The sequence below is a fragment of the Shimia sediminis genome (assembly GCF_003990645.1).
GTDB lineage: Bacteria > Pseudomonadota > Alphaproteobacteria > Rhodobacterales > Rhodobacteraceae > Shimia > Shimia sediminis.
Genome location: NZ_RYZK01000002.1, coordinates 131954 through 157236 on the forward strand (window position 1 = coordinate 131954; position 25283 = coordinate 157236).

Genomic DNA, 25283 nt, shown 5'->3' on the forward strand with positions numbered 1-25283 from the left:
GGATATCATGTGAAATTCTCCGATCGCGAAATCAGTGTTTTTCAGGCAATCATGTCGACCGGGTCCGTTTCCGCAGCGGGTAGCCGGCTGAATCTCTCCCAACCTAGCGTCAGCCGCTTGCTAAGCGAGCTTGAAGCTAAATTTGGATGCAGGCTGTTTGTTCGACATGCCCGCGGCATGGCCCCGACTCCGGAAGCGAAAGCTTTCTTGGTCGAAGTAGAGCGCAAACTGATGGTTATGACGTCTCTTGAGGATCTGGCGTCGCAGATTGCTAACAAGGACCAAGGCGGGCTTGTCGTTGGGACAAACGCAGGGTTTTCTGTTTCAATCGTACCTCAAGCCGTGAAGTTTTTGAACGTCTTGGACAAGCCGATATCAGTCGACATTCTCGTAAAATCATCGCAGCGAGTAATCGACTACGTGCGCAGCGGCCTAGTTGAACTGGGACTCGTGCACGCCACGGATGTTCCATTAGGAGTTGAGGTTTTAAAAAAAGGAGAAGTCCCATATGTGGCAATTCTGCCGGAACATCACGCGCTCACAAAGTCAAATGATAAACTGAACTTAGAGGCCTTAAAAAATGAAAGACTTTCAGGGCCTGACGGGGCGGTGTCCGAAGTAATTAAAGCACGTCGCATCGGGCGATACCCTGAGCATCAGATTGTCTCTGGTGTCTCCTTGGCGGCACTTGAAGTGGCGGTTTGCACTGGCGCGGTGCCTATCGTGGACGCCTTCATAGCGCGAAACTGGATCACAAAAAACGGTGGTGTTGCCCACGTCTTAAACGACCTTCCAGGTTTCAATTATGCCTTGCTTGCGCCTACAGAAACTCAGAAATCACAGATCGCGCAAAAATTGCTTGAATCTTTAGTGCAGACGCTGGACCAAACAGCAAGCTGGGCGACAGAGCTCTGAATGCCACAGGCATTTAGCTTGTGTAATCCTGGTCGACCATGGATGTGCACCGCCGAAGCCTGAGCATTCTTACGATCTTCGTTCCATTTTCGGTTCAGCTCAATGTTGCCGCGCCTTTGCTCATGCAAGAGTTTTCGCTGAGAGGTCACCCCCCCCAAAAAAAAACGCGAAGCGTGGTCAAAGCAAAAAATTGGCACAGGTGGCTTTCCAGCCCCCTCCATTTTGCCGTCTCAGTTCTCAAAGAGGCGTTACGATAGCCGTTAGGTTTGGCGACAACCTGTCTTCATTTCCATTCCGAAAACACTTTGTCAGCACCCAAAGCTGTGCCTCGCAGACCCAACCGACACCAACCGGGATTTGCTCTGGCTTATAAAGCCTTCACGGTCATGCCATCCAATTTTCAAATAGCTTAGCTAAATAATATTACTTCTTCCGTGTATCAAACCCCGGTACTCTTTTGCGCATGCACTCTGGAGGCATTATTGATGTCGAAAAATGTCATCCTGATCATGACGGATCAGCAAAGAGCCGACAGCTTGGGCTGTACCGGAAACCCGGTTGCAAAAACCCCAAACATCGACGCCCTCGCGTCTCGCGGCGCAGTGTTTCGGCAACATTTTACGCCACACCAAATTTGTTCCCCCAGCCGTGCTACAGTGTTTTCCGGTCTCTATGCCCGCAATCATGGCCTGACCCGCAACGGTGTTGCCTTATCAGAGGATTTGCCTCTGATCACTCATGATCTGAAAGATGCGCAATACCGTACCCACGGGGTGGGTAAGTTCCACTTTCAACCCATTTTGGCCGGTTCCGAGCACGCGATGCCGGATTCGAATGCGTTTTGGAAGTTACCGGAAAGTGCGGGCTGGACGGGCCCATTCTACGGTTTTGATACAGTTGACATTCTCATTGGTGAATCCGTGAGCGCCACCGAGGGCGGGCATTATGCGAAATGGTTGAAAGAAACTGCACCTGAAGCAGCAGAACTGTATCTGCCTGAAAATGCGCTGGAACCCCAGCCTGACGACATGGACGAGATTTGGAAGTCAGCTATCCCGTCCGAACTGCACTACAATACCTGGATCACAGACCGGGCCTGTGCGTTCCTTGAGGAGCAGGACACATCACAGCCCTTCTTCCTTTTCGTCTCTTACCCCGATCCACACCATCCTTTCTCGCCGCCTGCACCTTGGTGTGACATGTACGATCCCAATGATATGCCAGCCCCCAAGCAGGAGCCCGGTGAACTGGCAATAATGCCGTCCTACATCGTGGAGGGTGATCGCGAGGAAGCCTCCAAAAGTTATGTGGATTTCCTGCGAAATCCTGGCCCCCCACGCGAGCAAGGCTTCCTGCAAACGACCCAGCGATTTTCCGAGGCCACCATGCGCCAGGCCTTAGCTCACACATATGGAATGGTGTCGATGATTGATGACTGCGTGGGACGTTTGCTTGCGCAGCTTGAAGCAAGTGGCCTGACACAGGACACCCTTATCATCTTTACATCGGATCATGGTGAGCTGTTGGGAGACCACGGATTGATCCGTAAGGGGCCAAGCCCCTATCGGTCATTGCTCCACGTTCCGTTTGTTGCCGCTGGGCCTGGCGTCACACCGGGACCGCGCGATGCGATCACCTCGCACCTGGACCTGAGAGCAACAATAAGCGCCTTTCTTGACCTTGACCTTGACCCAACAGACGGCTGCTCATTTGATGATGTGTTGGCAGACCCGGATGCCGACGGACGCTCTCACCTTTTCGCCGAGTATCATCCACGCACACGATCGGACACGTATAACCAAACATTGGTGACCGATGATTGGCGGATCACAATTTATCCCGAGAACTCCGAATGGGGCGAAATGTTCGACCTCAGAAATGACCCAGGGGAACATCTGAACCTTTTTTTTGCCGACGCCTACTTTGCGGATAGACGGGCACTTACAGACCAGATCACCGCCGAATTCCCACCTTTGGCCAATGCCGGTGGCAAATCAATTGCCACCTATTGATGTTTCATGAGGCGATGTCAGACAAAACCAATCCAGTTCTTACAAGGCCGGCGTAGCTGTCTATTTGTGCCGCGCAAATCAGCCTAGTCTGACGTCAACGCTTGTGGGTCCAGATGCTTGATAAATCGAAATTTTAACAACTGCGACGAGCCAAAAGTTATGGATGCAGCACCAAGAAATGAACAATTGCGAACGCGAACCTCAGCCGGGAGTTTGGGATCCAAAACTACTTAGGATTGAACAAAAAATGTCAGAATCACGCTGCATCCTTTCCCCCACAAGCCATTCCACGTTAGGTGACAACCTGAACGGTCCCTGCATCATTGAAGTTCCGGAATGGATCAATTCGCCCCTCGCAAGATTCTACATGTATTTCGCGCACCACAAGGGGCGTTTTATCCGAATGGCTTATGCCGATGCCCTGACCGGCCCATGGCAGATCTATGCACCGGGCGTTCTGGGCCTGCAGGAAACGCCCTATGCTCAGTCCGACTTAGCTGCCGGTCCTGGCTATGATTTCAGCTATGCGCATATTGCCTCGCCAAACGTTCATATCGATTCCGAAGCCGAACAAATAGTCATGTATTATCATGGACTTGAAGTGGATGGCTCGCAACCTACGCGCGTCTGCTTCTCATCGGACGGATTGTCGTTTGAAAATCATTCGGAACCTTTGGTTAACCAATACTTCGCCGGATTTGTGTTTGAGAGCGCCATCTACGGTATCACTTGGGGCGGACGGTTGCATCGGGCGGACACTTGGGCTGGTCCGTTCCAGGACGCTCCGGAAGAGTTCGCCAGAGCGATGTTTGGCGCGGACAACGAAGTGCCGCGCCATTGCGGCGTTCAAGTGGACGGCAACCAGCTATCCATATATTTCACGCGCATTGGGGATGCTCCCGAGCGCGTGTTCAGGTCAACCTGCACACTCTCTGAGAACTGGCACAACTGGCGCACATCTACACCGGTAGAAGTCCTGCGGCCCACGAAGGTCTGGGAAGGCGCGAGTACCCCCATCGAAAAATCTCGTGTTGGCTCAGCACAGCCGATGGAACATGCGTTGCGTGATCCATTCCCGTTCCGCGACCATTTGTTCTTTGCCGCAGGTGGCGAAAGTGCGATCGGGGTTGCGCCTTTATCTCATTGTTAGGTGCTGTCAGACGAATTCGAACTGGTCGCTACTAGGCCAACATGACTGTCCTTTATGCCGCGCAAAGACCGCGCCACTCAACGAGAGCGGCGGTGCGATTCGGCTTGAAATGATCTCTTTGGGAAAGGCTACGATCCTGATTGAAGTGGTTGAAGACGGAGGCGTGTATGGAAACGAATTTCTGCAAATTTCGCAACTGGCGAAACCGTTGCATGGCTCGTTCTCGCCTTCGAAAAGGTAAGTGAGAATTCTCGGCTCGATTGTTTTTCCAACGTCCGGCTTCCTGCTTCTTCACATTCCCGATGACTTTCATTGCCGCGCCATAAGAACGCAATTTGTCAGTGACAACAGCCGCAGGCTTGCCGTACCTTTTCATCGCTTTCTTCATAAATTTGGGGGCAGCAACCTTATCTCGGCACTTCGTTACATAGCTTTCCAACCCCTCCTCTTCGTGATCCACGGCCCGCCAAAGGTAGTGCCGTTCACCTTTGATCTTCACGAAAACCTTGTCGAGGTGCCAATGCCAGTTCGAGTAACACCGCATCCGACTGACCCGTTTTCTACGAATCTCTGCCGCGAACAGTGGGCCAAATCTGTTCCACCGAAACCTGATAGTTTCGTGGCTGACATCGATACCCCGTTCGTGCAGCAGATCTTCCACGTTTCTAAGCGATAGCGGAAACCGGACATACATCATCACCGCAAGACGGATGATTTCTGGGCTGGTTTTGAAGTACCTAAAAGGAGAGATTTTTTGTCATTCGGCGACGCTAGTTCGCCACCCTATCCTTCACAACCGTGTTTCTTCTTACATCACCTTGCAGTGAATTGCGCTCACACGGTGAGTCTCAGTCGAAAAACGCGCCGTATAACCGACGGAAATGTCGGCACTAATCACAGCAATATCTACAGGGAAAACACAGACCGGGGTCGGTGGCGGAGGAGGTGGGATTCGAACCCACGGAAGGCGTTAACCTTCGTCGGTTTTCAAGACCGGTGCATTCAACCACTCTGCCACTCCTCCGACCCGGGATGCTTAATCCGCCAGATTTGATTCTGAAACCCCGAAAGGTGGGAAATTTCGCCTATGGCGGAACGTGGACTTTTATTGCAGCCGCCATATCGCTACACTGCGCGCAGGAACAGGCCCTGCATGGGGCAAAAGACAGCCGGGGAACGGCGCAAAAGGCGACAGAGATCGCTGTCAGGCAAAGGGCAAGATATGAAGTTTTCCAGCACCTCCAAACGGACAGGCGCCGTTCGACTTGGCACAATATTGATAGCTGCAGTGACGCTCTCTGCCTGTGAAGAGGGCATGGACTTTTCCCTCCTGAAACCACAGTCCAATGGCGACTCGGAGGTGGCTGAGACCCAGACCACAAAGCTCGTCGAGCGTGACGTCGAAGCGCCGGATGTCTTCTCGGTCACCGAAGCCGGTCTTTGGGACGGGCGGCCGTCGCTTGGTGGTGTTTGGGCTGCGCATCCGGATGTCAAAGACCCCGAGCGTGTGATCATCCGCAACCAGAGCAACGGCAAATTCGTAATCGGTGCGCTGTTCCGCAGGGAACGTGACATGCCCGGGCCGCGCGTGCAGATCTCGGCGGATGCCGCGGATGCGCTCGGCATGCTGGCCGGCCAACCTGTTGAGCTGAACGTCACCGCCCTGCGCCGCGAAGAAGTGCCCGAAGAGCCTGCCACACCCGAAGTGGCCGCTGTCGAAGAAGAGGCCCTTGACCCTATCGCCGCAGCCAGCGCGGCCGTGGCCAGCGTCGAAGAGGCCAACAAGCCACCGGCCCAGGAGGTGACCACGGAAACCGCGCCCAAACCGCAGTCTTCGTCGCTCGACAAACCCTATGTCCAGATCGGCATCTTCTCGGTTGAGGTCAACGCCAAGAACGCTGCGGACCAGATGCGCAACAATGGCATGGTGCCGCTGATCAAGAAAATGGAAAGCAAGGGCAAAACCTTCTGGCGTGTGATCGTCGGTCCTGCGTCTTCCAAATCCGAGCGCAGCCAGCTTATCAAACAAATCCATGCCACCGGATTTACCGACGCATATGCGGTGTCCGGCTAACTCAGAGTGACGGAGTCTCAGATGCCCCGGGTCTTTCACAGCCTAATCGCCGCCGCCTTCGCGTTGGTTCTGACGGTTGCACAGGGTGCAGCCTTTGAAACCCGGGCGGGCGCTGCCTTTGTCATGGATCAGGGCACAGGCACGGTGCTGTTGTCCAAGAACGCCGACGAGCCACTGCCACCTGCGTCGATGTCCAAGCTGATGACGCTCTACATGGCGTTCGAAGCGGTGCGCGATGGGCGCCTGTCCATGGAAGAAACGCTTTCGGTCTCGCAGCATGCGATGAACTATGGCGGCTCCACGATGTTCCTCGACACCACCGACAAGGTCAAAGTGGTGGACCTGATCCGCGGCATCATCGTGCTGTCTGGCAATGACGCCTGCGCCGTGATTGCCGAAGCGCTCTCGCCGGATGGGACCGAGGCCGGGTTCGCCCGCCTGATGACCCGCAAGGCACGTCAGATGGGCATGAACAGCTCAACCTTTGCCAACTCCAACGGCTGGCCGGCGCCGGGCCATCGCATGTCGATGCGCGACCTTGCCATTCTTGCCAACGCGCTGATCACCGAATTCCCCGAATTCTACCCGATGTTCGCCGAGACCGAGTTTGCCTTTGATGGCCGCGCACCCGGCAACACCCGCAACCGCAACCCTCTTTTGACTGCAGGCATCGGCGCAGACGGGTTGAAAACCGGCCACACCAGCGAAGCGGGCTTTGGGCTTGTCGGCTCGGCCCGTCAGGGCAACCGCCGCGTGATCTTCGTGGTGTCCGGCCTCGACAGCGCCAAGGACCGCGCCGAGGTGTCCGAACAGATCGTCAACTGGTCCTTCCGCCAGTTCTCGGAAACGCAGGTGCTGGAACAGGGACAACGTCTGGGGGAGGCAGACGTCTGGATGGGAAAGTCGGGACGCGTCCCGCTGGTGGCGGCAAACGACCTTACGATCCTTCTACCAGTGCTGAGTGGCGATGAGATTCCATCGGAAATCATCTATCATGGCCCGGTTGAGGCGCCGATCGCCAAGGGGCAGGAACTGGCCCGGCTGATCATCCGCCCCGAGGGTCTGCCTGAGATCCGCGTGCCGTTGGTCGCAGAAAAGGACGTCGCAGCCGGAGGTTTTGGCGTGCGTCTGAAAACTGCTGCCGCCGTCCTGATGCAACAGTTTGGCCTTGGCCAGGAAACACCCGAACCCGAGGGCGCTTCGTGAGCGGGATCGGCCGGTTCATCACCTTCGAAGGCATTGATGGTTCGGGCAAGTCCACCCAGATTCACCGGCTGGCCGAAACCCTGCGCAATGCGGGCCACAACGTTGTCCTGACCCGCGAACCCGGCGGCTCTCCGGGGGCCGAGGATATCCGCAAACTGGTGCTCGAAGGCGACCCCGACCGCTGGTCTGCCGAAACCGAAATCCTCTTGTTTACCGCCGCGCGTCGCGACCATCTGGAGCGCACCATCTTGCCTGCGCTCGCCGCTGGCAAGATCGTGCTGTGCGACCGTTTCGCAGACAGTACGCGCATGTATCAGGGCCTGTCTCGGGGCGACCTGCGCGCCATCGTCGATCAACTGCATTCCCTGATGATCGGACGCGAACCGGACCTGACCATCCTGATCGACATGGATCCCGCAACGGGGCTGTCGCGCGCCAAATCGCGCCAGACCGCCGAAGAGCGTTTCGAAGACTTTGGCCAGGGTCTGCAAGAGCAGATGCGCAAGGGCTTTCTCGACCTCTCCCGCCAATATGCAGACCGTTTCCGCGTGATCGACGGGGCACAGGATATCGACGATGTTGCGTCAGACATCGCCCGCACCGTGCTGGCAGAGTTGGCATGAGCAACACAGGCGACCTGCCAGAAGCCGACCGCATCGAGGGCGCGCCGCATCCGCGTGAAACCGCGCTGCTTTTTGGTCAGGATGACGCCCAGCGCGACTTTCTCGAAGCCTACAACTCGAATCGCCTGCACCATGCCTGGTTGATCACCGGCCCGCGCGGCGTCGGCAAGGCGACGCTTGCCTGGCGCATTGCCCGGTTCCTGCTCGCAACCCCGTTTGAACAGGGTGGCGGGCTTTTCGGCGACGCCCCTCCGGCGCATGAAACTCTCGATATCCCGCCAGAGCATCCGGTCGCGCACCGCATCCTCGCCAAGTCCGAACCCGGTCTTTTCCCCATCTCGCGCAGCGTCAATGAGAAAACCGGCAAACTGCGCGACATGATCGTGGTCGATGACATTCGTGGCCTCACCCATTTCCTGACACTTTCCGCAACCGAGGGTGGCCGTCGCGTGGTCATTGTGGATGCCGCTGACGAAATGAACACCAATGCCGCCAATGCGTTGTTGAAGATGCTCGAAGAGCCGCCCGCGCTGACCACCATGCTCCTGATCTCGCATCAGCCCTCGCGCCTCTTGCCCACCATCCGCTCGCGCTGCCGCGAATTGCGTCTCGCGTCTCTCTCACCCGAGGCCATGACCGCGGCGCTGGACCAGGCTGGCATGGGTGCCGAGGCTTCGGCGGAACTGACCGCCCTGGCGGACGGTTCCGTCGGCGAAGCCATTCGCCTGACACAACTTGGCGGTCTCGCGATGTATCAAGAGATCGTCTCGATCTTTGCCGGCCTGCCGCGCCCGGATCGCACCCGCGCCCTGAAACTGGCCGAGGCCGCAGCCACACGCGGGGCAGACACCCGGTTCGAAATGCTGCTGACGATGTTTGACACCTTTCTGGCGCGTCTGGCGCGCACCGGTGCCACCGGCAGCGCCCCGGTCCCCGAGGCCGCCGAGGGCGAAACTCAACTGTTGTTGCGCTTGTCGGACACCCCGCACAAGGCCCGCGCCTGGGCCAACATCGCGCAAGAGATCTCCGGGCGCACACGACATGGTCAGGCGGTCAACCTTGACCCCGCCGCCCTAGTTCTAGATACGGTTTTCAAGATCACTGAAACCGCATCTGGCAGACCATGACCGACACCCCCCAGATCACCGACAGCCACTGCCACCTCGATTTTCCCGACTTTGACGGGCAGTTGGACGAGATTGTCGCCCGTGCCGCCGAGGCGGGCGTGACCCGCATGGTCACCATCTGCACGCGCTTGCGCAATGAGCCGCAGGTTCGCGCCATCGCCGAGGCCCATGCGCCGGTGTTCTATGCCGCAGGCACCCACCCGATGAGCGCGGCTGACGAACCTCTCGCAACTGTGAAAGAGCTGGTCACCCTGGCTCAGCACCCCAAGTTTGTCGGCATTGGCGAAACCGGGCTGGACTATCACTACACCGCTGAAAGCAAAGAGATTCAGCAGCAATCCCTGCGCATCCACATCACGGCAGCGCGTGAAACCGGCCTGCCCCTGATCATCCATTCCCGTGACGCTGATGGCGACATGGCGGCAATCCTCAGCGAGGAACACGCCAAGGGCGCTTACGCCTGCGTCATGCATTGCTACAGCTCCGGTCCCGAACTGGCCAAAACCGCCGTTGATCTGGGCTTTTACCTGTCGATGTCCGGCATTGCCGCCTTCCCGCGCAGCCAAGAGGTACGGGACATCTTTGCCGCCGCGCCGGTCGAGCGCATTCTGGTGGAAACCGATGCCCCCTACCTCGCGCCGCCGCCCCATCGCGGCAAACGCAACGAACCGGCCTACACAGCCCACACCGCCCGCGTGGGCGCCGAGGTCTTCGGCATGAGCTACCCCGAGTTCGCCGCTCAGACTCAAGCCAACTTTGACCGCCTCTTCACCAAGGCCGCCCACGTCACGAGGGCCGCATGAGCGCCCGGCTGACCTTTACCATTTTGGGCTGCGGCTCGTCCGGTGGGGTGCCGCGCCTCGGTGGCCACTGGGGAGATTGCGATCCGAACAACCCCAGGAACCGCCGCCGCCGCTGTTCGATGTTGATCGAACGCGAAACCCAGGATGGCAAGACCACGATCCTGATCGACACCTCGCCCGACATGCGGTCGCAGCTGCTCGACGCCGGGATCGGACGGCTTGACGCGGTGATCTACACGCACTCCCATGCCGATCATGTGCATGGCATTGACGACCTGCGCATGATTGTCTTCAACATGCGCAAGCGCCTGCCGGTCTGGGCCGATGGCGACACGCAAAACGCGCTGTTTTCCCGCTTTGGATATGCCTTTGTGCAACCCGAAGGCTCGCCCTATCCGCCGATCCTCGACATGCACACGATCAAGGACGATGTTGAGATCACCGGCGACGGGGGCACCATCACCCTGACCCCGGTCAAGGTCGGCCATGGCAGCATCGACGCTCTGGGGTTCCGCGTGAACAACCTATGCTACATGCCCGACGTCGCCGAGATCTATGACGACGCCTGGACACAGCTCCAGGGGTTGGATTGCTGGGTTCTCGATACATTGCGCCGCTCGCCCCACCCGACCCACTCGCACCTGGAAAACTCGCTCAGGTGGATCGAACAGGCCGCGCCGAAACGCGCGGTGCTGACCAACATGCATATCGACCTCGACTATGACACGCTGCAACAGGAAACCCCCGACCACATCAGCGTGGCCTATGATGGAATGCAGATCGTCTATGACGATTGATCGGGATAACCGGGGCGCGACATGCAGGCGCTGATCGACGTTATCCTGCCGGTTTTTTTCGTGATTGGCTTTGGCTATTTCGCGGCCTGGCGCGGCTACCTTACCGAAGTCCACATCGACGGCATCATGAAGTTTGCCACGAACTTCGCCGTGCCCGTCCTGTTGTTTCGCGCCATTTCGCGCCTGGACCTGAGCGCTGATTTCAACGGCGCGCTCCTTGGCAGCTTCTACACCGGTGCCATTCTGGCCTTTGCCGCAGGCATCCTTGGCGCGCGGTTTCTGTTCAAACGCGACTGGGAGGACGCGGTCGCCATCGGCTTTATCTGCCTCTTTTCCAATTCGCTTTTGCTGGGTCTTGCCATCACCGAACGCGCCTATGGCCCCGAGGCGCTCACGGGCAACTATGCCATCGTCGCGTTTCACGCCCCCTTTTGTTACGGCCTCGGCATCACACTGATGGAGATCGTACGCGCACGCGGACAGTCGCCCCTTAAAATCGTGCCAACCGTTCTGAAAGCGATGTTCCGCAATGCTCTGATCCTTGGCATTTCCCTCGGCTTCATCGTGAACCTCGGCAATGTCCCGCTCCCAACAACGCTGAATGTCTCGGTCGACATGCTGGCCCGCTCGGCCCTGCCTGTAGCGCTCTTTGCCATGGGCGGTGTCCTGTTCCGCTACCGCCCCGAAGGCGACATGCGCACGATCCTCTACTGTTGTGCCGTGTCGCTGTTCCTGCACCCCAGCATTGTCTGGTTGCTCGGCAGCGCCCAGGGCCTCGACCGCGACAGCTTTCGCTCGGGAGTACTGACCGCCACCATGGCCCCCGGCGTCAACGCCTATCTCTTTGCCTCGATGTACGGCCGTGCCCAGCGCGTCGCCGCCTCGACCGTGCTGATCGCCACCGCCGTGTCGATCCTCACCATCTGGCTCTGGCTATTCGCCCTACCCTGATCTCGCGCGCCCGTGACTTGCGCTCCCCGGCCCCAACCCCCATCTTGGAAACGCGCAAGAACAGGAGGTCCCCATGCCCGATCCAATCCGTGTCGACATTATCTCTGACGTTGTCTGCCCGTGGTGCATTGTCGGCTTCCGCCAGTTGCAGCAGGCCGCCGAGGCAACAGGGATCGAGATCGAAACCTACTGGCATCCGTTCGAGCTGAACTCTGACATGCCGCCCGAAGGCGAAAACCTGCGCGAGCACATCATGCGCAAATACGGCAGCACCCCGGAGCAATCGCAAAAGGCGCGCGACCAGCTGTCTGCTATCGGCGCGCCGCTCGACATTGACTTTCAGTTCGCCGACGACAGCAAGATCGTCAACACGTTTGACGCCCACCAACTTCTCCATTGGGCGCAGGAAGCCGGCAAATCGCAGGATCTGAAACTCGCACTCTTTGACGCCTACTTTACCAAAGGTCTGGATGTCTCGCAGCATGATGTTCTAGCCGACACCGCGGCCTCGATCGGTCTTGGCCGCGCCGAGGCCTTGCAGGTTCTCAAAGATCAGCGCTTTGCGGAAACCGTGCGGGACAAAGAGAGCTTCTGGACATCCCGTGGTGTGTCCGGCGTGCCGACAATGGTGTTTGACGCCAAACACGCCACGTCCGGTGCCCAGGGTGCGGAAACCTTTGCCCGTGTCCTCACACACCTGTCGCAATCCCACGGCGCGGCCTAAACTCTACGCACCACGTCGCGTCCATGCAGTCACGGCAAGGGCAGGGGTCTGGCACGCGGACACAGGCTTCAAAGCCCGCAAAAAACGCTATGTCTCTGGGAAAATGGTGCGGCCGAGAAGACTCGAACTTCCACGGGTGTTACCCCACAGCGACCTCAACGCTGCGCGTCTACCAATTCCGCCACGGCCGCACGCCTGTAGCTTGGTGAGGGGGTCTATACCGAGTCGCCACGATATTGCCAAGCGGGAAAACGCATGGGATTGCGCAATTTGTTTTGCCACGGCGCGGGGTCGCAATCGTCATACATTCACCGCGCACTTTTGGGCGGCCACACGCCTTCTGCGATGTGGTGCACAGGCCTCGGCCTGCGAAGGGATCCCTCAATCCTGACGGATCGCGCTGTCCCGCCCAACCATTTTGCGCGCCAGCTTCCAGCCCAGAACCGCAATCACAGCGCCCAGGTAGGAATCCACCGCATAGTGCCACGCGAGCATCACCGACCCCACCATGATCACCGCCAGAAAGGCAAGCATGGCCCAGCCCAGCCACCGGCGGATGGTGAATGCGTAAAACGTCATCAACACACTCGAGGCAACGTGCATGCTCGGCATCGCCGAGATACCGCTGACTTTGCCATCAGCCACGTAGCCGTCCCAAAGCAGCTCATGCACATCCAGAGCCCAAAGCGGATACCGCTGATCATAGGCCTTGAGCGTGTCGATCAGCGGAACAAAATCTGCCCCCAGACCAAGCCGCTCGAAATAGACCGGACCTGCGGATGACAGGAGCGTGGCCAAAACATTTCCGCCAACGAACCAGACAAGAACCGTTCCAACAAGGAATGTGTAAGCCGACTTTCGATCGAACTTGGAAAAACAGGCAAGGATCAACAGAAAGTACAGAATGAAGAACCACCAGTGGTAGGCCACGTTGACTGCACTCACGACAATTGGCGCGCCGAACAGGCCCAGAACGATCTTGTAAGGGTCCATCCCGAAATGCAAAACACGGTCCATCTCGGCAAATGTCACGTCCCACGAAAAGGGCACCAACAGCGGGATCGTCCCTTTTAGAAAGGTGAACGCGCCGATGAAGAAGACAAAGCTCGACAGGGCAACTGCGCCACTGGCCATTCTGTCGGCATCCAGAAAAACCCGTTTGCCATCGCTGATCATGCGCTGCAGTGGCCGCTTGGGCCGCACCACCGTTGCCAGATAGATAAAGTGGAAGATCACCAAAAGCGTCAGCGTGACAGGCACAAGCTGAAAGCACACCATCATCAGCATGCGGAACATCTGCAGGTCCAGCGGAATGTTCAACGACCAGCTGACCCCAAACGCCACCACGGACTGCAGCGCGATACAGGCCATCAACAAACGATTGCGACGCAGGAAATCTGGCGTCCCTAGGGTCGACGGTTGCGAAAACTCGGCCTGCATGGACATGAGGCAAACTCCTGAAGCATTTTGAGCCAGTATCCCCAACATTCTGTCAGAGTTTGGGCACGATTGGGGAAGCAATGGGCAGGTCGCCCGCTGCATCCGCCCCCACCCACGCCCCGACGATCCCGGTTTTCATTCAGCGGCAACACAGGTATGAAACCGAAACTGCAGCAAAGGACTCGCCATGGTCGAATGGATCGTTCACGAAGGGCTTTTGGATTATGACGAGGCCGTCACCTTTATGGAGGCCCGCGCCGCGGCGATTGCCACCGGCGAGGCCGAGGAATGCATCTGGCTGGTCGAGCATCCGCCACTCTATACTGCGGGCACCAGCGCCAAGATCGAGGACCTGACCGATCCGGATCGTTTCCCGGTCTATCCCAGCAAACGCGGCGGGCAGTACACCTATCACGGTCCCGGTCAGCGGGTGGCCTATGTCATGCTGGACGTCGGAAAACGCGGCCATGACGTGCGCAAATTCGTGCACCAGCTCGAGGAATGGGTGATCGCCACACTGGATCAGTTCAACCTGCGCGGTGAGATCCGCTGTGGCCGCGTAGGTGTCTGGATCGTGCGCGATGACAAACCGCTGACCGCCACCGGAGAAAAACCCGAAGACAAAATCGCCGCCATCGGCATCCGCCTGCGCAAATGGGTCAGCTTTCACGGCATCTCGATCAACGTCGAACCAGAGCTTGAGCATTTCAGCGGAATTGTCCCCTGCGGCATCACCGAACACGGGGTGACGTCCCTGGTCGATCTTGGCCTTCCGGTCACGATGGACGACGTCGATGTCGCCTTGAAGAAGACATTTGTCGAGGTGTTTGGCGGCTAAGGCCACCGCCCACCTCGTAGGTCGGACAAACTGTCCGACCTACCCCTCATTGCACTCAAGCTGCGTCACAAACTTGCCAGGCCCCGCGTCCCGCGCCAAAATGAACCCGATTGGCAAAAGGGGGCGTACATGGCTCGTTTCACACATTTCCTGGCCACGTGTGGTGTTCTGGCCAGCAGCGCGTTTGCGCATGCGGATACAATGCCTGCGTTCATCGCGGGAAAGACATTCGAGGGCCTGAGCAGCTCCTTTGGCGGACTGTACGAGTTCCCCATGGAGTTTCACTTTGCCGACAGGGTGGATCCCCAAACTCCTTCCAAAGTGATCAACCGCCAAGCTGGCTGCGAGGCCAACCTTTTCGCGACTGAAACCTCCGAAAATCAGGTCGTCTTCAAAGAGCGCGCAACCGCGGGCAATTGCCTGGATCTTGGCTATACCATTGTCACAAACGACCCCCTCGTCGGGCAGCCCGTGGCCTATTACTCCCCTCTGAGCAAAACCTACCCACGGGCGGCCAGAACTCTTTTGCACGAGGCCAACGGCACTCAGCCGACCCACGAGGAAATGCGGGCGCTTGCAAGCAGCCTGCTACCTCTGGCGCCACCGGTGCTTTGGGGGTCATGGGTTGCGATCGACCAGGACCTGACCTACGGGTTCATTCCGGGGCTGGCCGGGTGCGACCGTGCAATGCCGGTCCAAGACAATCTTTGGCTGCCCCCTGCCGCCAAGGGCGAGGTCACCTTCTGGCCCGCAACCAGCGAAACAGGCGGCTCTTTCTACGTCGCCCTGTCAACCGAGGATGGCGGGCAAGACATGATGTGGCGGGACCTTCGACATCTGTGGGGAGAGGCGTTCTATACCACCGAAGGTCTTCGCAACAACGAGAAACGCGTCATCTTTGCGCCTCAAAACAGACAACCTGACAAATCTGACCTGATGACCATGGTGATTGAAGATCAGGACGGGCACACCCGCGAAATTACCTTTGCCAAGTGTCTCAACCCATTTGATCCACCTGCCGCCAAGTAGTCCCCAAAAAGGCACCCCGCCCAGGCCAACCCCATCGCAAGTGCTGAGTAAGTGAAGCTCCGCGAACCGTCAGGCGCTGACAGGTTTGTCGTGATCGCCGCCAGAACAGCCCCGGCCTTCCGGGGTATCCAGCAAGATCGGCGGCGCCGGCTGTGGTTCACTTGTACTTTGTTGCGCCGCGGCCAGACCTGCTGAGAGGCAAACTGCGGCGGCAGTAACAATCAGTCGTCCCATGCGATCTCCTTTCGCAGGTTACTATGCCTTTAGCCTGCACAGCCACCGACATCCTGTCAAATCGCAAAGGCGGAACCTCGCCTTCACATCCTGTCTGGACGCTAGACCAACACCCCGAGCGCGATCCACGCGCCCCACACCATGATCACCACCCCCGAGGCCAGATCAAACCACCGTGTCAGCGCCGGGGTCATGCGGCTGCGGATCATCAGCGCCAGTTGCACCAGGAACAGCCACCACAGTGCTGACCCCATGAACACGCCAAGAACCAGCCAATAGGGCGCCATCGGGGACGATGCGGCGGCGGCCCCCAGCCCTGCGATCATGCCGACAAAGGTCAGGATCGTGAGTGGATTGGCCATGGTCAGGACAAACGTCGTCGCCCAGCTTGTGATCACCGTACGATGGTTCGAGGCCGGTTGAACCGGCTCGCCAGCCCCTCGCGCCCTCAGAAAGCCGCGCACCGACATCGCCCCCAGCCACATCAGCAACAGCCCGCCGCCAATCGCCATGGGGGTTGCATAGCTGACCAACAGACCGGTCGCCGCAAATCCTACGGCGACCAGCAGGCCATAAAACCCGTCTGCGGTCGCGGCCCCCAATCCGGTTGCCAATCCCGCGGCACGTCCGTCACTCAACGTGCGCCGGATGCACAGAACACCAATCGGCCCCACCGGGGCGGCCACGGCAAACCCCATCAGGATGCCCTTCAGGAACACATCGAACAGCATGTTGTTAATCCAGCCCGTCCACCGGCATCACCGGGCTTTCCTTGAGCGCATCCAGTGAAATCAGCGTCTCGGTGCGCAGGACCGCAGGCAGGGGTTTCACATGTTCCGCCAGAAATGCCTGCAAACTGGCGGTGTCCCGCGTGCGCAGCTTCATCATGTAGGAATGCGCGCCTGCGACGTGGTGCAGCTCCATCACTTCGTCATGGGTCACCAGCGCGGCACAGGCGTCAGCCTCGCCGTCATAGGTCATGTCGACCAGAACAAAGCAGCACAAACCGGCCCCAACCGCGTCGGGGTTGAGGTGCGCGTGCCAGCCACGAATCTCCCCTCCCGAGGCCATCCGACGCACGCGTTCGTTGGCTGTCGAGACCGAAACCCCGACCTCTTGTGCCAGATCCGCGCTGGACAGACGTCCAAATCGCTGCAATCTGTTGGCAATTTTCCTGTCAAATATATCCATATCCGCCGAATTACCGGATTATTGCGCATAATTCAAGAATTTTTACGAAATCGGGAATTGTTTGATCTATTTCAAAGTCATCAATTCCCATTCCCTTCACAGTCACCCAACCGCGCTGATTTGCCCATTGCGCAGACCGGGCACATGTCAGAAGTTGCGGCCCGGACGCTCGTTTGAACCTGAGAGAGGCTATACTCATGAAGACTGTATATGCAGTAGTCGCAGCCGCCGTTGCACTGGCCGCCCCCGCTTTCGCGGAAGGTGACCCAGCCAAGGGCGAAAAAGAATTCAAGAAATGCAAATCCTGCCACACCATCGTTTCGCCCGAAGGCGAAGTGGTGTTCAAAGGCGGCAAAACCGGCCCGAACCTCTATGGTGTCGTCGGTGCCGTGGCTGGCTCGGCAGACTTCAAATACGGTGACGGCCTGAAAGACGCCAACGCCGCAGGCTTTGTCTGGACCGAAGAAGAACTGGCCGCCTACATGGCGGACGCCAAGGGCTGGCTTGGGGCAAACGGCTTCGCCGAAAAGACCAAGATGACCTACAAACTCAAGAAAAACGGCGAGCACGTCGCCGCCTACCTGGCTTCGGTTGCCCCGGCACCGATGGAAGAGGCCGCTGAAGGCGACGCCGCCACTGAAGAGACCTCGGAAGAGACCAAGACAGAGTAACTCTGACCTCAACCGTCACAACACCAAACCCCGCGCCCCTCGGTGCGGGGTTTGTCTTTTCCCGGGCTAACTCCGGTCCACAATGCCCCCGGCATCCAGAACGGCGGCGATCTCTGCCCCCGGCATGGCGGCCTCGGCATAGTCGAACCTGCCTTCTTCCAGAACCATCCGGGCCGCAGTCTGCAATCCGCCCCAGGCAGCACGGGCAAAAGACCCGCCGACGCTGATGCGCTTTACGCCAACGTCAGCCAACTGGGCGACCGTGAAATAGGGCGGGCGCAGGCCCATGACCACATTCACCGGCTTTTCCACCTCGCGGCACACCCGCGCAATGGCGTCGAGATCGGGCAACCCCGGCGCATAAAGCACATCCGCCCCGGCCTCGGCAAAAGCCTGCAGGCGGCGGATCGTATCGTTCAGGTCATCACGACCATGCAGGTGCCCCTCGGCCCGCGCCGTCAGCAGAAACGGCAGATCACGGGCTGTCTCGGCCGCCGCGCGCACCCGCTCAACCGCGAGATCAAAGTCATAGATCGGGGTCGCCGCATCGCCCGTGGCGTCCTCGATCGAGCCGCCAACAAGACCCACGGCACAGGCCTGCCGCACGGTTTCGCTGCAGGCCTCGGGCGCCGACCCGAACCCGTCTTCCAGATCAGCCGTGACCGGCAAATCCACCGCTGCAACGATGGCACGGGCGTTTTCCAGCACTTCGGCGCGCGACAACCCCGCCTCGCCATCCCGTTTGCCAGCGGAAAAGGCATAGCCCGCGCTGGTCGTGGCAAGCGCCTGAAATCCCATCGCCGCCAGCAGTTTCGCTGATCCGGCATCCCAGGGATTGGGCATGACAAACGCGCCTGCACTTGCGTGCATCGCTTTCAAGGTCTGATAGTTTTCGCTCTGACGTGACATTCGCGCGGCTCCATTTTGCGACTCGCCACCCAAGTCTAGCCAAATGCGAACATTCTGTGAACTTTGCGCCCTGACAATGTCTGCACCTCCCAAACCCGGCCAATCCGCGCAAAACACGGTCCGATTTGACCCAAATCAAGTCGGGTGCGACACTTTTTTTTGATCTGCGTCAAATACGGTGATTGCGGGTCCCCCCCGACACATCTAAAAAAGACGATGAACCAGGGCGCATGGGGGAATCTCACGCGCCTTTTAATGCACCAACAGGAGGCAGGACATGGCAGACGCAGCCATTCAAGGCCACGACCATGAAGACGAGCGCGGCTTTTTCACCCGCTGGTTCATGTCGACCAACCACAAGGACATTGGGATTCTCTATCTCATCGTGTCGGCCCTCGTCGGCCTGATCGCGGTCCTTTTCACCGTTTACATGCGCCTTGAGCTCATGGAACCCGGCGTTCAGTACATGTGCCTCGAAGGCGCACGTCTGTTTGCTTCGTCGGCCGAATGTACCCCCAACGGGCACCTCTGGAACGTTCTCATCACCTATCACGGCGTGCTGATGATGTTCTTTGTTGTGATTCCGGCCCTGTTCGGCGGTTTCGGCAACTATTTCATGCCGTTGCAGATCGGCGCGCCGGACATGGCGTTCCCGCGCATGAACAACCTGTCGTTCTGGATGTATGTCACCGGTGTCGCGCTGGGCGTTGCCTCGATGCTGTCTCCGGGTGGTAATGACCAGCTGGGGTCTGGCGTTGGCTGGGTGCTCTACCCGCCGCTGTCGACCACCGAAGGCGGTTACTCGATGGACCTCGCGATCTTTGCGGTGCACGTTTCGGGTGCCTCGTCGATCCTTGGCGCGATCAACATGATCACCACCTTCCTGAACATGCGTGCCCCGGGCATGACCCTGTTCAAGGTGCCGCTGTTCTCGTGGTCGATCTTTGTCACAGCCTGGCTGATCCTTCTGGCTCTGCCGGTTCTGGCGGGCGCGATCACCATGTTGCTGACCGACCGTAACTTTGGCACGACCTTCTTTGATCCTGCCGGCGGCGGTGACCCGATCCTGTATCAGCACATCCTTTGGTTCTTTGGCCACCCCGAAGTGTACATCGTGATCCTGCCCGGCTTTGGTCTGGTATCCCACGTGTTCGCCACCTTCTCGCGCAAGCCCGTCTTCGGCTACTTGCCGATGGTCTGGGCGATCATCGCGATTGGCGCACTGGGCTTCGTCGTCTGGGCACACCACATGTACACCGTTGGCATGTCGCTGACCCAGCAGTCCTACTTCATGCTGGCCACGATGGTCATCGCGGTGCCAACAGGGGTCAAGATCTTCTCGTGGATCGCCACCATGTGGGGCGGCTCGCTGGAGTTCAAAGCGCCGATGCTCTTTGCTCTGGGCTTCCTGATCCTGTTCACCATCGGTGGTGTGACCGGCATCGTGCTGTCTCAGGCCGGTGTAGACCGTGCCTACCATGACACCTACTACGTCGTGGCGCACTTCCACTACACCATGTCGATGGGGGCGGCCTTTACCATCTTTGCCGGGATATACTTCTACTTCGGCAAGATGTCGGGCCGTCAGTATCCCGAATTTGCGGCCAAGCTGCACTTCTGGATGTTCTTCATCGGCGTCAACCTGACCTTCTTCCCCCAGCACTTCCTGGGCCGTCAGGGCATGCCACGTCGCTACATCGACTACCCCGAGGCATTCGCCTATTTCAACAAGATCAGCTCCTGGGGTGCGATGCTCTCCTTTGCTTCTTTCATTCTGTTCTTCGGCATCGTGATCTACTCGCTCCTGCGTGGCGCGCGTGTGACCGAGAACAACTACTGGAACGAGCATGCGGATACGCTGGAGTGGACACTGCCCTGTCCGCCGCCAGAGCACACCTTTGAAATCCTGCCCAAGCAGGAAGACTGGGACAAAGGCCACGCGCACTAAAGCGCCCCGCCTGATGTGATCGAACAGGGGGCCCCGGAGACAATCCGGGGCCCTTTTTTTTCTGAGTGCCAATCCAATCTGCGCGCCCCGCCGCGATGCGCCCCGCAAGGGGCAAAGAGCCCTCCGCCCATGCCCCACCTCTGGACCAAATCAAAGCCCATCGTACTGACCCTCTGGCCGCACCGCTCGCTGCCACGTCGCGGGTTTGCCGCGATGATCCTGATGGCCTTTGGCCTTGGGACCGTGCCGCTCTACGGGTTGATCGGAACGGTTCTGCTCTGGGGCATCCTGCCCTTTGTCCTCTTGATGGTTGCCGCCCTGTGGTGGGGGCTGGAACGCAGCTACAAGGATGGTGAGATCCTCGAAGAACTGCGCCTGCAAGACGACACTCTCACCCTCAGCCACCGCCCGGCGCGCGGCCAGACCCGCACATGGGACTGCAACCCCTATTGGGCGCGGGCCGAGATGCATGTGACCGGCGGGCCAGTGCCGCACTACGTGACCCTCTCCGGCAACGGCCGCAGGGTCGAGATCGGCAGCTTCCTGTCCGAGGACGAACGCAAGGTGCTCTATACCGAACTGCATGAGTTCCTGCGCGACGTGAACGCTCAGTAACCCGCGGGCAATCGCTCTTCCCAGATCTCCAGCGGCGCGGCGTGTTCTTCACGAAACTGTACCGGCCTGCGTTTGTGGCGTTTGCGCAGGACATTCACCTCATCGGCAAGCTCAAACCATTCGATGAACCGCCGCAGATGCCCAACCTGCATCCCCAGGGCCTGAGCGGTGGGCTTGCTGATCGAGCCGTGATGCCGTTCCACCGCCTTCAGGACCGCCTGCGGCGTCGGGGCGGCACCCTCATCACCAAAATGCGCCGCCCAGCTCTGCCCCGCGTAGCGACGCATCACGGACGCCAGATCCGGCGCAAAGGCCTCGGCCAGCCCATAAGGGCAGCCCACATCGGTCTCGGCAACAACGGACACCGTCGGCGCCAGATCGGCATAGAGATACAGCCGATACCCCCGCCCCTGATAGGGCCGCATCCCCTTCAACCTCGCGCGCCACCGCGCGAAAATTGCCTCGGCAAACCGCACCCGATAGCCGGTATCAATCCACCCGTGGTGGTCCGCCCAATACTCTAACGCCCAAAGATGGATGTGATTGTCCGACGAATGCATCAACGGATGATCGCCTTCGAACCGCAAGGGGGCCTCGCAACAGTGATCCAGAAAATCGGCCAGTTCCGGGCAATGGGTTTGGGTAAAATGCCTGAGTTGCAATGTATTTCCCCACCCATCCGAATTGTTGCTAAAGTGACCCTACCAAACCAATAAGGAACGCGACAATGCCCGTTACTCTGCAAGTGGCTTACCCCATCGGGGACGATACCCATTTCGACTATGACTATTACCTGTCCACCCATATGGCACTGGTGGGCGAACACTTTGGCCCCCACATGCAATCCGCACAGGCCACCAAGGGCCTCGCCGGTGGCCCCGACACGCCACCGCCCTTTTATGCCATCGCCACGCTGGTCTTTGCCGATCAGGACGCCATGAATGCCGCCATGGCCAAGGGCGCGCCGGTGATTGGTGACATCCCGAAGTTTACCAATTCTCAGCCGCAGATGCTGATCGGCGAGGTGATCGCCGGGTGATCCTGGCTTTCCGAACCTGACTCAAAAACAAAAAAGAGGCCTTCCAAAGGCCTCTTTCTTTTTGCGCGACTGCCCGGATGTCCGGGGCATCGCCTATGCAGGGATTACGCCCATCCCAGTTGAACAAGCGCGTCGGCATCGTTCCAGATTTTTGTCATGCGGGCGATCTTGTCCCCGTCAAACTCCATGACATAGGCATAGTTGGTCGAGACCGCGTTTCCTGTCGCCGGAACCGGTCCACCTTCACCTGTCTGGTGCCCTTTGAAAATCGCCGTTGCAGTCACCACGGCCCGTTCATGATCGGTAGAGAATGAGGTCAGCTCATAGTGGCCATCGGGGATCGGTGTCAGGATACCTGCTGTCCACCCAGTGTAGCCCTCCAGTGTCGTGATATCCGCCAGGGCCCCGGCCTGACATGCAAAGGCGGCGTCTTCCTGGCAGTAGGCCTTGCAGGTGTCCCAGCCCTTGCCGGTTTCACATGCATCAAAGAATGCCATGGCGGTTTCCGAAATACTCATCGCGTGTTTCCTCTCCTGTTTGGGTTGGTACATGCCATCAGGCCTTTACCAACGTGGATGAGACCTTTTTAAATCGTTTATTTTAAAAAAACAATTTTAAAATAAACTTTCCTGCGATTTCAGCTGAGCAGCTCGCGCATGATCATGTCATAAAAGTTTGGAATCACGGACTTTTTGCTATCATGCCGCCCATAGAGAACCGCCCCGTGAACACAGAACACGATAAAGCTGGCGAGCTTTTGGACATCCTTGTCAGGCGCAATATCGCCCTCGGCCTGCGCATTGCGCAGCGCGTTTTCCAAAAGCGATTCGATCTCCTGACAAAACGCCCCCACCTGATCGGCAGCATCCGGGTTTATCACATGCTTCTGCGCCAGATGGTTCATCATCAGGCAGCCCTTGTATTCGCTTTTGGACGCGCCCTGCAGCACATTGCCCAGAAACAGCTCAATGCCGGACATGTTGGGATTATCCCTGAGGATCTGGTACCTGGGCCCTATGACATGAAGCCGGTAGTGTTCCAGTGCTTCAGAGAACAATCCGTCCTTGTCTCCGAACTCCTTGTACATGCTGGCAGTGTTCAACCCGGTCTCGCGCACAAGGTCGCTGACAGACGTGGCCTTGTAGCCATTCTGCCAAAACACGCCCATGGCTTTTTCGATGACGGCGTCTCGCGAATATGTTTTTGGTCGTCCCATCCGGGAATATTAAAATGATCGCTTAAAAACCACAAGTGCCCGACGCCACCCGACGAAAAGAGACCTCCGTCGGGCTGTAAAATCTTCGTGATTTCGGGATCAGGCCCCGTCCGCAACCTCACATGGCTTACGTCAGACGCCAGACAGGCTCAGGCAATCCCGCCCTTGATCATGCCCTCGGCAATGCGGGCATAGGCCTCGGCCATGGCGCTGTCTCCGGCGGCAATCGGCGTGCCACCGTCACCCGCCAGCCGGGTATCCAGATCAATCGGCAGGGCCCCCAGCAAAGGCGCGCCCAGTTTCTTGGCCTCTTCCGCCACACCACCGTGTCCAAAGATCTGCGACTCGTGCCCGCAATTGGGGCAGACATAGGTCGACATGTTCTCGATCAACCCCAGAACCGGCGTGTTCAGCGTCTTGAACATGTCGATGGCCTTGCGCGCGTCGATCAAGGCCACATCCTGCGGCGTCGACACCACGATGGCACCGGTGATCTCGGTCTTCTGGCACAATGTCAGCTGCACGTCGCCGGTGCCCGGAGGCATATCAACCAACAGCACGTCCAACTCGCCCCATTGCACCTGTCCCAGCATCTGCTGCAAGGCGCCCATCAGCATCGGGCCGCGCCAGACCACGGCCTTGTCCTCTTCCAGCATGAAACCGATCGACATCAGCGTCACACCATGGCTTTCCAACGGAATGATGGTCTTGCCATCGGGCGAGGCCGGGCGTTTGTTGATCCCCATCATGCGCGGCTGGCTGGGGCCATAGATATCGGCATCCAGCAGGCCCACGCGACGCCCCTGTTTGGCCAGCGCCACGGCGAGGTTCGACGACACCGTGGATTTGCCGACGCCGCCCTTGCCGCTGGCAATCGCGATGATGCTTTTTACACCCGCCACCTTCATCGGACCGGCCTGTGGCTTGGGGTGCCCGCCCACTTTCAGACTGGGCGGGGCCTTGGCGGCCGGCGCGGGGCCATGCGCTGTCAGGGCAACCGACACCCGCTCGACCCCGGCAATCTGGCCCACCGCATGTTCGGCAGCCTTGCGCAGGGGCTCCATCCGCTGGGCAATCTCGGCGCTCGGGGCTTCGATCACGAACCGCACCTGCCCGCCGTCGATATTCAGCGCGCGCAGCATATCGCGCGAGACCAGATTGCCGCCATCCGGCAGGTCCAAACGGCTCAGCACCTCGTGAATCTGCGCTTCTGTAACGGACATGGTGGCCTCCTGAAATCTCGCTGTCCCTCAGTATCTAGTGCGCCCCAGCCAAAGTCACAATCTCCTTATGTGACGTCTTTTCAGCCACTTGCCCGAATCGCGTGCATTTCCGCATGACGTAACGTCCCCTATTCGCTCGCTGCATAGCAGCATTGCAGGACTATCCATTGTGCACCTGCAGCATCTACCTATATCCATACCACTACAACAACGCAGCGAACGCGTTTCACAATATTCGAAGGTTACGACCATGGCACACGCCAGCACTTACATCACCGCGCAACAAGGCGCCGCAGATCGACTGGCCGCAGCAGCAGCCTCTCTGCTCGAGCGTTTCAACAAGGCGCGCAGCTACCGCAAAACGCTGAACGAACTCAGCGAATTGCCCGACTCCATGCTGGCCGACCTGGGCCTGCACCGCTCGATGCTGCGCCGTGTGGCCTATCAGGCGGTTTACGAAAACTGATTCAGTTTCAGAAAGCCTCTCCTCCCTCGGTTTTCTGTTCATAGCGACGGTAACGCTCTCCTCCCTAGTTATCGTCGCGAGT

The 25283-nt window shown here is 58.7% G+C and carries 28 protein-coding genes and 2 tRNA genes; 18 read left to right on the forward strand and 12 right to left on the reverse strand.

The window, feature by feature from the left end; translation table 11 throughout:
- Positions 1 to 9 precede the first annotated feature (9 nt).
- From EK369_RS05150 to EK369_RS05160, 3 genes are all read left to right on the forward strand, one after another.
- Positions 10 to 915 (forward strand): LysR family transcriptional regulator, encoded by a 906-nt coding sequence (locus tag EK369_RS05150; RefSeq protein ID WP_127112633.1) that lies wholly within the window; start codon positions 10 to 12, stop codon positions 913 to 915.
- 485 nt (positions 916 to 1400) lie between these two features.
- Positions 1401 to 2927, forward strand: a complete 1527-nt coding sequence (locus EK369_RS05155; RefSeq protein WP_127112634.1) for a sulfatase family protein — start codon at positions 1401 to 1403, stop codon at positions 2925 to 2927.
- A 163-nt stretch (positions 2928 to 3090) separates the two neighbouring features.
- Positions 3091 to 4077 (forward strand): hypothetical protein, encoded by a 987-nt coding sequence (locus EK369_RS05160; RefSeq protein WP_127112635.1) that lies wholly within the window; start codon positions 3091 to 3093, stop codon positions 4075 to 4077.
- A 52-nt stretch (positions 4078 to 4129) separates the two neighbouring features.
- On the opposite strand, the gene EK369_RS05165 is transcribed toward EK369_RS05160, so the two are convergent.
- Both EK369_RS05165 and EK369_RS05170 read right to left on the reverse strand, forming a co-directional pair.
- Complete coding sequence (locus EK369_RS05165; protein WP_127112636.1) at positions 4130 to 4828, reverse strand: IS6 family transposase; 699 nt, start codon at positions 4826 to 4828, stop codon at positions 4130 to 4132.
- Between the two features lie 183 nt (positions 4829 to 5011).
- Positions 5012 to 5101, reverse strand: a tRNA-Ser gene (locus tag EK369_RS05170).
- 198 nt (positions 5102 to 5299) lie between these two features.
- On the opposite strand from EK369_RS05170, the gene EK369_RS05175 reads away from it, so the two are divergent.
- The 8 genes from EK369_RS05175 (at position 5300) to EK369_RS05210 (ending at position 12382) form a co-directional block, all read left to right on the forward strand.
- Complete coding sequence (locus EK369_RS05175) at positions 5300 to 6151, forward strand: SPOR domain-containing protein (protein ID WP_127112637.1); 852 nt, start codon at positions 5300 to 5302, stop codon at positions 6149 to 6151.
- A gap of 21 nt (positions 6152 to 6172) precedes the next feature.
- Positions 6173 to 7357, forward strand: a complete 1185-nt coding sequence (locus EK369_RS05180; protein ID WP_127112638.1) for a D-alanyl-D-alanine carboxypeptidase family protein — start codon at positions 6173 to 6175, stop codon at positions 7355 to 7357.
- Positions 7354 to 7980, forward strand: coding sequence for a dTMP kinase (gene tmk / locus EK369_RS05185; protein ID WP_127112639.1), 627 nt, complete (start codon positions 7354 to 7356; stop codon positions 7978 to 7980). The genes EK369_RS05180 and tmk overlap by 4 nt, the downstream gene beginning before the upstream one ends.
- Positions 7977 to 9107, forward strand: a complete 1131-nt coding sequence (locus tag EK369_RS05190) for a DNA polymerase III subunit delta' (RefSeq protein ID WP_127112640.1) — start codon at positions 7977 to 7979, stop codon at positions 9105 to 9107. The genes tmk and EK369_RS05190 overlap by 4 nt, the downstream gene beginning before the upstream one ends.
- On the forward strand, positions 9104 to 9910 hold the full coding sequence (locus tag EK369_RS05195; RefSeq protein ID WP_127112641.1) for a TatD family hydrolase: 807 nt from the start codon (positions 9104 to 9106) through the stop codon (positions 9908 to 9910). Before EK369_RS05190 ends, EK369_RS05195 begins: the two co-directional genes overlap by 4 nt.
- A complete protein-coding gene (locus EK369_RS05200; protein ID WP_127112642.1) occupies positions 9907 to 10707 on the forward strand; it encodes an MBL fold metallo-hydrolase in 801 nt (266 codons plus the stop codon). The genes EK369_RS05195 and EK369_RS05200 overlap by 4 nt, the downstream gene beginning before the upstream one ends.
- Positions 10708 to 10728: 21 nt before the next feature.
- Positions 10729 to 11658, forward strand: a complete 930-nt coding sequence (locus EK369_RS05205; RefSeq protein ID WP_127112643.1) for an AEC family transporter — start codon at positions 10729 to 10731, stop codon at positions 11656 to 11658.
- A gap of 73 nt (positions 11659 to 11731) precedes the next feature.
- Complete coding sequence (locus tag EK369_RS05210) at positions 11732 to 12382, forward strand: DsbA family oxidoreductase (RefSeq protein WP_127112644.1); 651 nt, start codon at positions 11732 to 11734, stop codon at positions 12380 to 12382.
- 104 nt (positions 12383 to 12486) lie between these two features.
- Here EK369_RS05210 and EK369_RS05215 read toward each other — a convergent pair.
- Positions 12487 to 12573 (reverse strand) — tRNA-Leu (locus EK369_RS05215).
- 190 nt (positions 12574 to 12763) lie between these two features.
- Positions 12764 to 13828 (reverse strand): phosphatase PAP2 family protein, encoded by a 1065-nt coding sequence (locus tag EK369_RS05220; RefSeq protein WP_164726882.1) that lies wholly within the window; start codon positions 13826 to 13828, stop codon positions 12764 to 12766.
- A 181-nt stretch (positions 13829 to 14009) separates the two neighbouring features.
- Here EK369_RS05220 and lipB point away from each other — a divergent pair, with 181 nt between their 5' ends.
- Positions 14010 to 14660, forward strand: a complete 651-nt coding sequence (gene lipB, locus EK369_RS05225) for a lipoyl(octanoyl) transferase LipB (protein WP_127112646.1) — start codon at positions 14010 to 14012, stop codon at positions 14658 to 14660.
- Positions 14661 to 14789: 129 nt separating this feature from the next.
- Complete coding sequence (locus tag EK369_RS05230) at positions 14790 to 15689, forward strand: hypothetical protein (RefSeq protein WP_127112647.1); 900 nt, start codon at positions 14790 to 14792, stop codon at positions 15687 to 15689.
- Between the two features lie 69 nt (positions 15690 to 15758).
- Here the strand turns inward: EK369_RS05230 and EK369_RS21745 are convergent, their stop codons facing one another.
- From EK369_RS21745 to EK369_RS05240, 3 genes are all read right to left on the reverse strand, one after another.
- Positions 15759 to 15923, reverse strand: coding sequence for a hypothetical protein (locus EK369_RS21745; RefSeq protein ID WP_164726884.1), 165 nt, complete (start codon positions 15921 to 15923; stop codon positions 15759 to 15761).
- A gap of 101 nt (positions 15924 to 16024) precedes the next feature.
- Positions 16025 to 16654, reverse strand: coding sequence for a LysE family translocator (locus EK369_RS05235; protein ID WP_127112648.1), 630 nt, complete (start codon positions 16652 to 16654; stop codon positions 16025 to 16027).
- 4 nt (positions 16655 to 16658) lie between these two features.
- Positions 16659 to 17114 (reverse strand): Lrp/AsnC family transcriptional regulator, encoded by a 456-nt coding sequence (locus tag EK369_RS05240; protein WP_127112649.1) that lies wholly within the window; start codon positions 17112 to 17114, stop codon positions 16659 to 16661.
- A gap of 197 nt (positions 17115 to 17311) precedes the next feature.
- Between EK369_RS05240 and EK369_RS05245 the strand changes: the two genes are divergently transcribed.
- Positions 17312 to 17785 (forward strand): c-type cytochrome, encoded by a 474-nt coding sequence (locus EK369_RS05245; RefSeq protein ID WP_127112650.1) that lies wholly within the window; start codon positions 17312 to 17314, stop codon positions 17783 to 17785.
- 66 nt (positions 17786 to 17851) lie between these two features.
- Here the strand turns inward: EK369_RS05245 and EK369_RS05250 are convergent, their stop codons facing one another.
- Complete coding sequence (locus tag EK369_RS05250; protein WP_127112651.1) at positions 17852 to 18694, reverse strand: isocitrate lyase/PEP mutase family protein; 843 nt, start codon at positions 18692 to 18694, stop codon at positions 17852 to 17854.
- A gap of 277 nt (positions 18695 to 18971) precedes the next feature.
- Here EK369_RS05250 and EK369_RS05255 point away from each other — a divergent pair, with 277 nt between their 5' ends.
- Both EK369_RS05255 and EK369_RS05260 read left to right on the forward strand, forming a co-directional pair.
- Positions 18972 to 20642, forward strand: coding sequence for a cytochrome c oxidase subunit I (locus EK369_RS05255; protein WP_127112652.1), 1671 nt, complete (start codon positions 18972 to 18974; stop codon positions 20640 to 20642).
- A gap of 129 nt (positions 20643 to 20771) precedes the next feature.
- On the forward strand, positions 20772 to 21257 hold the full coding sequence (locus tag EK369_RS05260; RefSeq protein WP_127112653.1) for a DUF2244 domain-containing protein: 486 nt from the start codon (positions 20772 to 20774) through the stop codon (positions 21255 to 21257).
- On the opposite strand, the gene EK369_RS05265 is transcribed toward EK369_RS05260, so the two are convergent.
- Positions 21251 to 21919 carry a hypothetical protein gene (locus EK369_RS05265; protein ID WP_127112654.1) on the reverse strand — a complete coding sequence of 223 codons (669 nt, stop codon included), beginning with the start codon at positions 21917 to 21919 and terminating at the stop codon, positions 21251 to 21253. The two genes, EK369_RS05260 and EK369_RS05265, sit on opposite strands and share 7 nt — an antisense overlap.
- A 65-nt stretch (positions 21920 to 21984) precedes the next feature.
- On the opposite strand from EK369_RS05265, the gene EK369_RS05270 reads away from it, so the two are divergent.
- On the forward strand, positions 21985 to 22296 hold the full coding sequence (locus tag EK369_RS05270) for an EthD family reductase (RefSeq protein ID WP_127112655.1): 312 nt from the start codon (positions 21985 to 21987) through the stop codon (positions 22294 to 22296).
- Positions 22297 to 22400: 104 nt separating this feature from the next.
- Here the strand turns inward: EK369_RS05270 and EK369_RS05275 are convergent, their stop codons facing one another.
- The 3 genes from EK369_RS05275 to EK369_RS05285 form a co-directional block, all read right to left on the reverse strand.
- Entirely contained in the window at positions 22401 to 22814 is a 414-nt protein-coding gene (locus EK369_RS05275; RefSeq protein WP_127112656.1) for an ester cyclase, read from the reverse strand.
- A 119-nt stretch (positions 22815 to 22933) separates the two neighbouring features.
- Positions 22934 to 23512 carry a TetR/AcrR family transcriptional regulator gene (locus EK369_RS05280; RefSeq protein WP_127112657.1) on the reverse strand — a complete coding sequence of 193 codons (579 nt, stop codon included), beginning with the start codon at positions 23510 to 23512 and terminating at the stop codon, positions 22934 to 22936.
- Positions 23513 to 23661: 149 nt separating this feature from the next.
- On the reverse strand, positions 23662 to 24735 hold the full coding sequence (locus EK369_RS05285) for an Mrp/NBP35 family ATP-binding protein (RefSeq protein ID WP_127112658.1): 1074 nt from the start codon (positions 24733 to 24735) through the stop codon (positions 23662 to 23664).
- A 250-nt stretch (positions 24736 to 24985) separates the two neighbouring features.
- Between EK369_RS05285 and EK369_RS05290 the strand changes: the two genes are divergently transcribed.
- Entirely contained in the window at positions 24986 to 25201 is a 216-nt protein-coding gene (locus EK369_RS05290) for a DUF1127 domain-containing protein (protein WP_127112659.1), read from the forward strand.
- The last annotated feature ends 82 nt before the right edge of the window (positions 25202 to 25283 follow it).

Bases quoted from the DNA above. Each gene is read 5' to 3' on its own strand.
- EK369_RS05210 (WP_127112644.1), top strand. From the start codon at position 11,732: ATGCCCGATCCAATCCGTGTCGACATTATCTCTGACGTTGTCTGCCCG.
- EK369_RS05160 (WP_127112635.1), top strand. From the start codon at position 3,091: ATGCAGCACCAAGAAATGAACAATTGCGAACGCGAACCTCAGCCGGGA.
- EK369_RS05155 (WP_127112634.1), top strand. From the start codon at position 1,401: ATGTCGAAAAATGTCATCCTGATCATGACGGATCAGCAAAGAGCCGAC.
- EK369_RS05245 (WP_127112650.1), top strand. From the start codon at position 17,312: ATGAAGACTGTATATGCAGTAGTCGCAGCCGCCGTTGCACTGGCCGCC.
- EK369_RS05205 (WP_127112643.1), top strand. From the start codon at position 10,729: ATGCAGGCGCTGATCGACGTTATCCTGCCGGTTTTTTTCGTGATTGGC.
- EK369_RS05220 (WP_164726882.1), bottom strand. From the start codon at position 13,828: ATGTCCATGCAGGCCGAGTTTTCGCAACCGTCGACCCTAGGGACGCCA.
- EK369_RS05175 (WP_127112637.1), top strand. From the start codon at position 5,300: ATGAAGTTTTCCAGCACCTCCAAACGGACAGGCGCCGTTCGACTTGGC.
- lipB (WP_127112646.1), top strand. From the start codon at position 14,010: ATGGTCGAATGGATCGTTCACGAAGGGCTTTTGGATTATGACGAGGCC.
- EK369_RS05275 (WP_127112656.1), bottom strand. From the start codon at position 22,814: ATGAGTATTTCGGAAACCGCCATGGCATTCTTTGATGCATGTGAAACC.
- EK369_RS05260 (WP_127112653.1), top strand. From the start codon at position 20,772: ATGCCCCACCTCTGGACCAAATCAAAGCCCATCGTACTGACCCTCTGG.
- EK369_RS21745 (WP_164726884.1), bottom strand. From the start codon at position 15,923: ATGGGACGACTGATTGTTACTGCCGCCGCAGTTTGCCTCTCAGCAGGT.
- EK369_RS05190 (WP_127112640.1), top strand. From the start codon at position 7,977: ATGAGCAACACAGGCGACCTGCCAGAAGCCGACCGCATCGAGGGCGCG.
- EK369_RS05255 (WP_127112652.1), top strand. From the start codon at position 18,972: ATGGCAGACGCAGCCATTCAAGGCCACGACCATGAAGACGAGCGCGGC.
- EK369_RS05240 (WP_127112649.1), bottom strand. From the start codon at position 17,114: ATGGATATATTTGACAGGAAAATTGCCAACAGATTGCAGCGATTTGGA.
- EK369_RS05200 (WP_127112642.1), top strand. From the start codon at position 9,907: ATGAGCGCCCGGCTGACCTTTACCATTTTGGGCTGCGGCTCGTCCGGT.
- EK369_RS05270 (WP_127112655.1), top strand. From the start codon at position 21,985: ATGCCCGTTACTCTGCAAGTGGCTTACCCCATCGGGGACGATACCCAT.
- EK369_RS05180 (WP_127112638.1), top strand. From the start codon at position 6,173: ATGCCCCGGGTCTTTCACAGCCTAATCGCCGCCGCCTTCGCGTTGGTT.
- EK369_RS05290 (WP_127112659.1), top strand. From the start codon at position 24,986: ATGGCACACGCCAGCACTTACATCACCGCGCAACAAGGCGCCGCAGAT.
- EK369_RS05230 (WP_127112647.1), top strand. From the start codon at position 14,790: ATGGCTCGTTTCACACATTTCCTGGCCACGTGTGGTGTTCTGGCCAGC.
- EK369_RS05195 (WP_127112641.1), top strand. From the start codon at position 9,104: ATGACCGACACCCCCCAGATCACCGACAGCCACTGCCACCTCGATTTT.
- EK369_RS05235 (WP_127112648.1), bottom strand. From the start codon at position 16,654: ATGCTGTTCGATGTGTTCCTGAAGGGCATCCTGATGGGGTTTGCCGTG.
- EK369_RS05250 (WP_127112651.1), bottom strand. From the start codon at position 18,694: ATGTCACGTCAGAGCGAAAACTATCAGACCTTGAAAGCGATGCACGCA.
- EK369_RS05280 (WP_127112657.1), bottom strand. From the start codon at position 23,512: ATGGGACGACCAAAAACATATTCGCGAGACGCCGTCATCGAAAAAGCC.
- EK369_RS05285 (WP_127112658.1), bottom strand. From the start codon at position 24,735: ATGTCCGTTACAGAAGCGCAGATTCACGAGGTGCTGAGCCGTTTGGAC.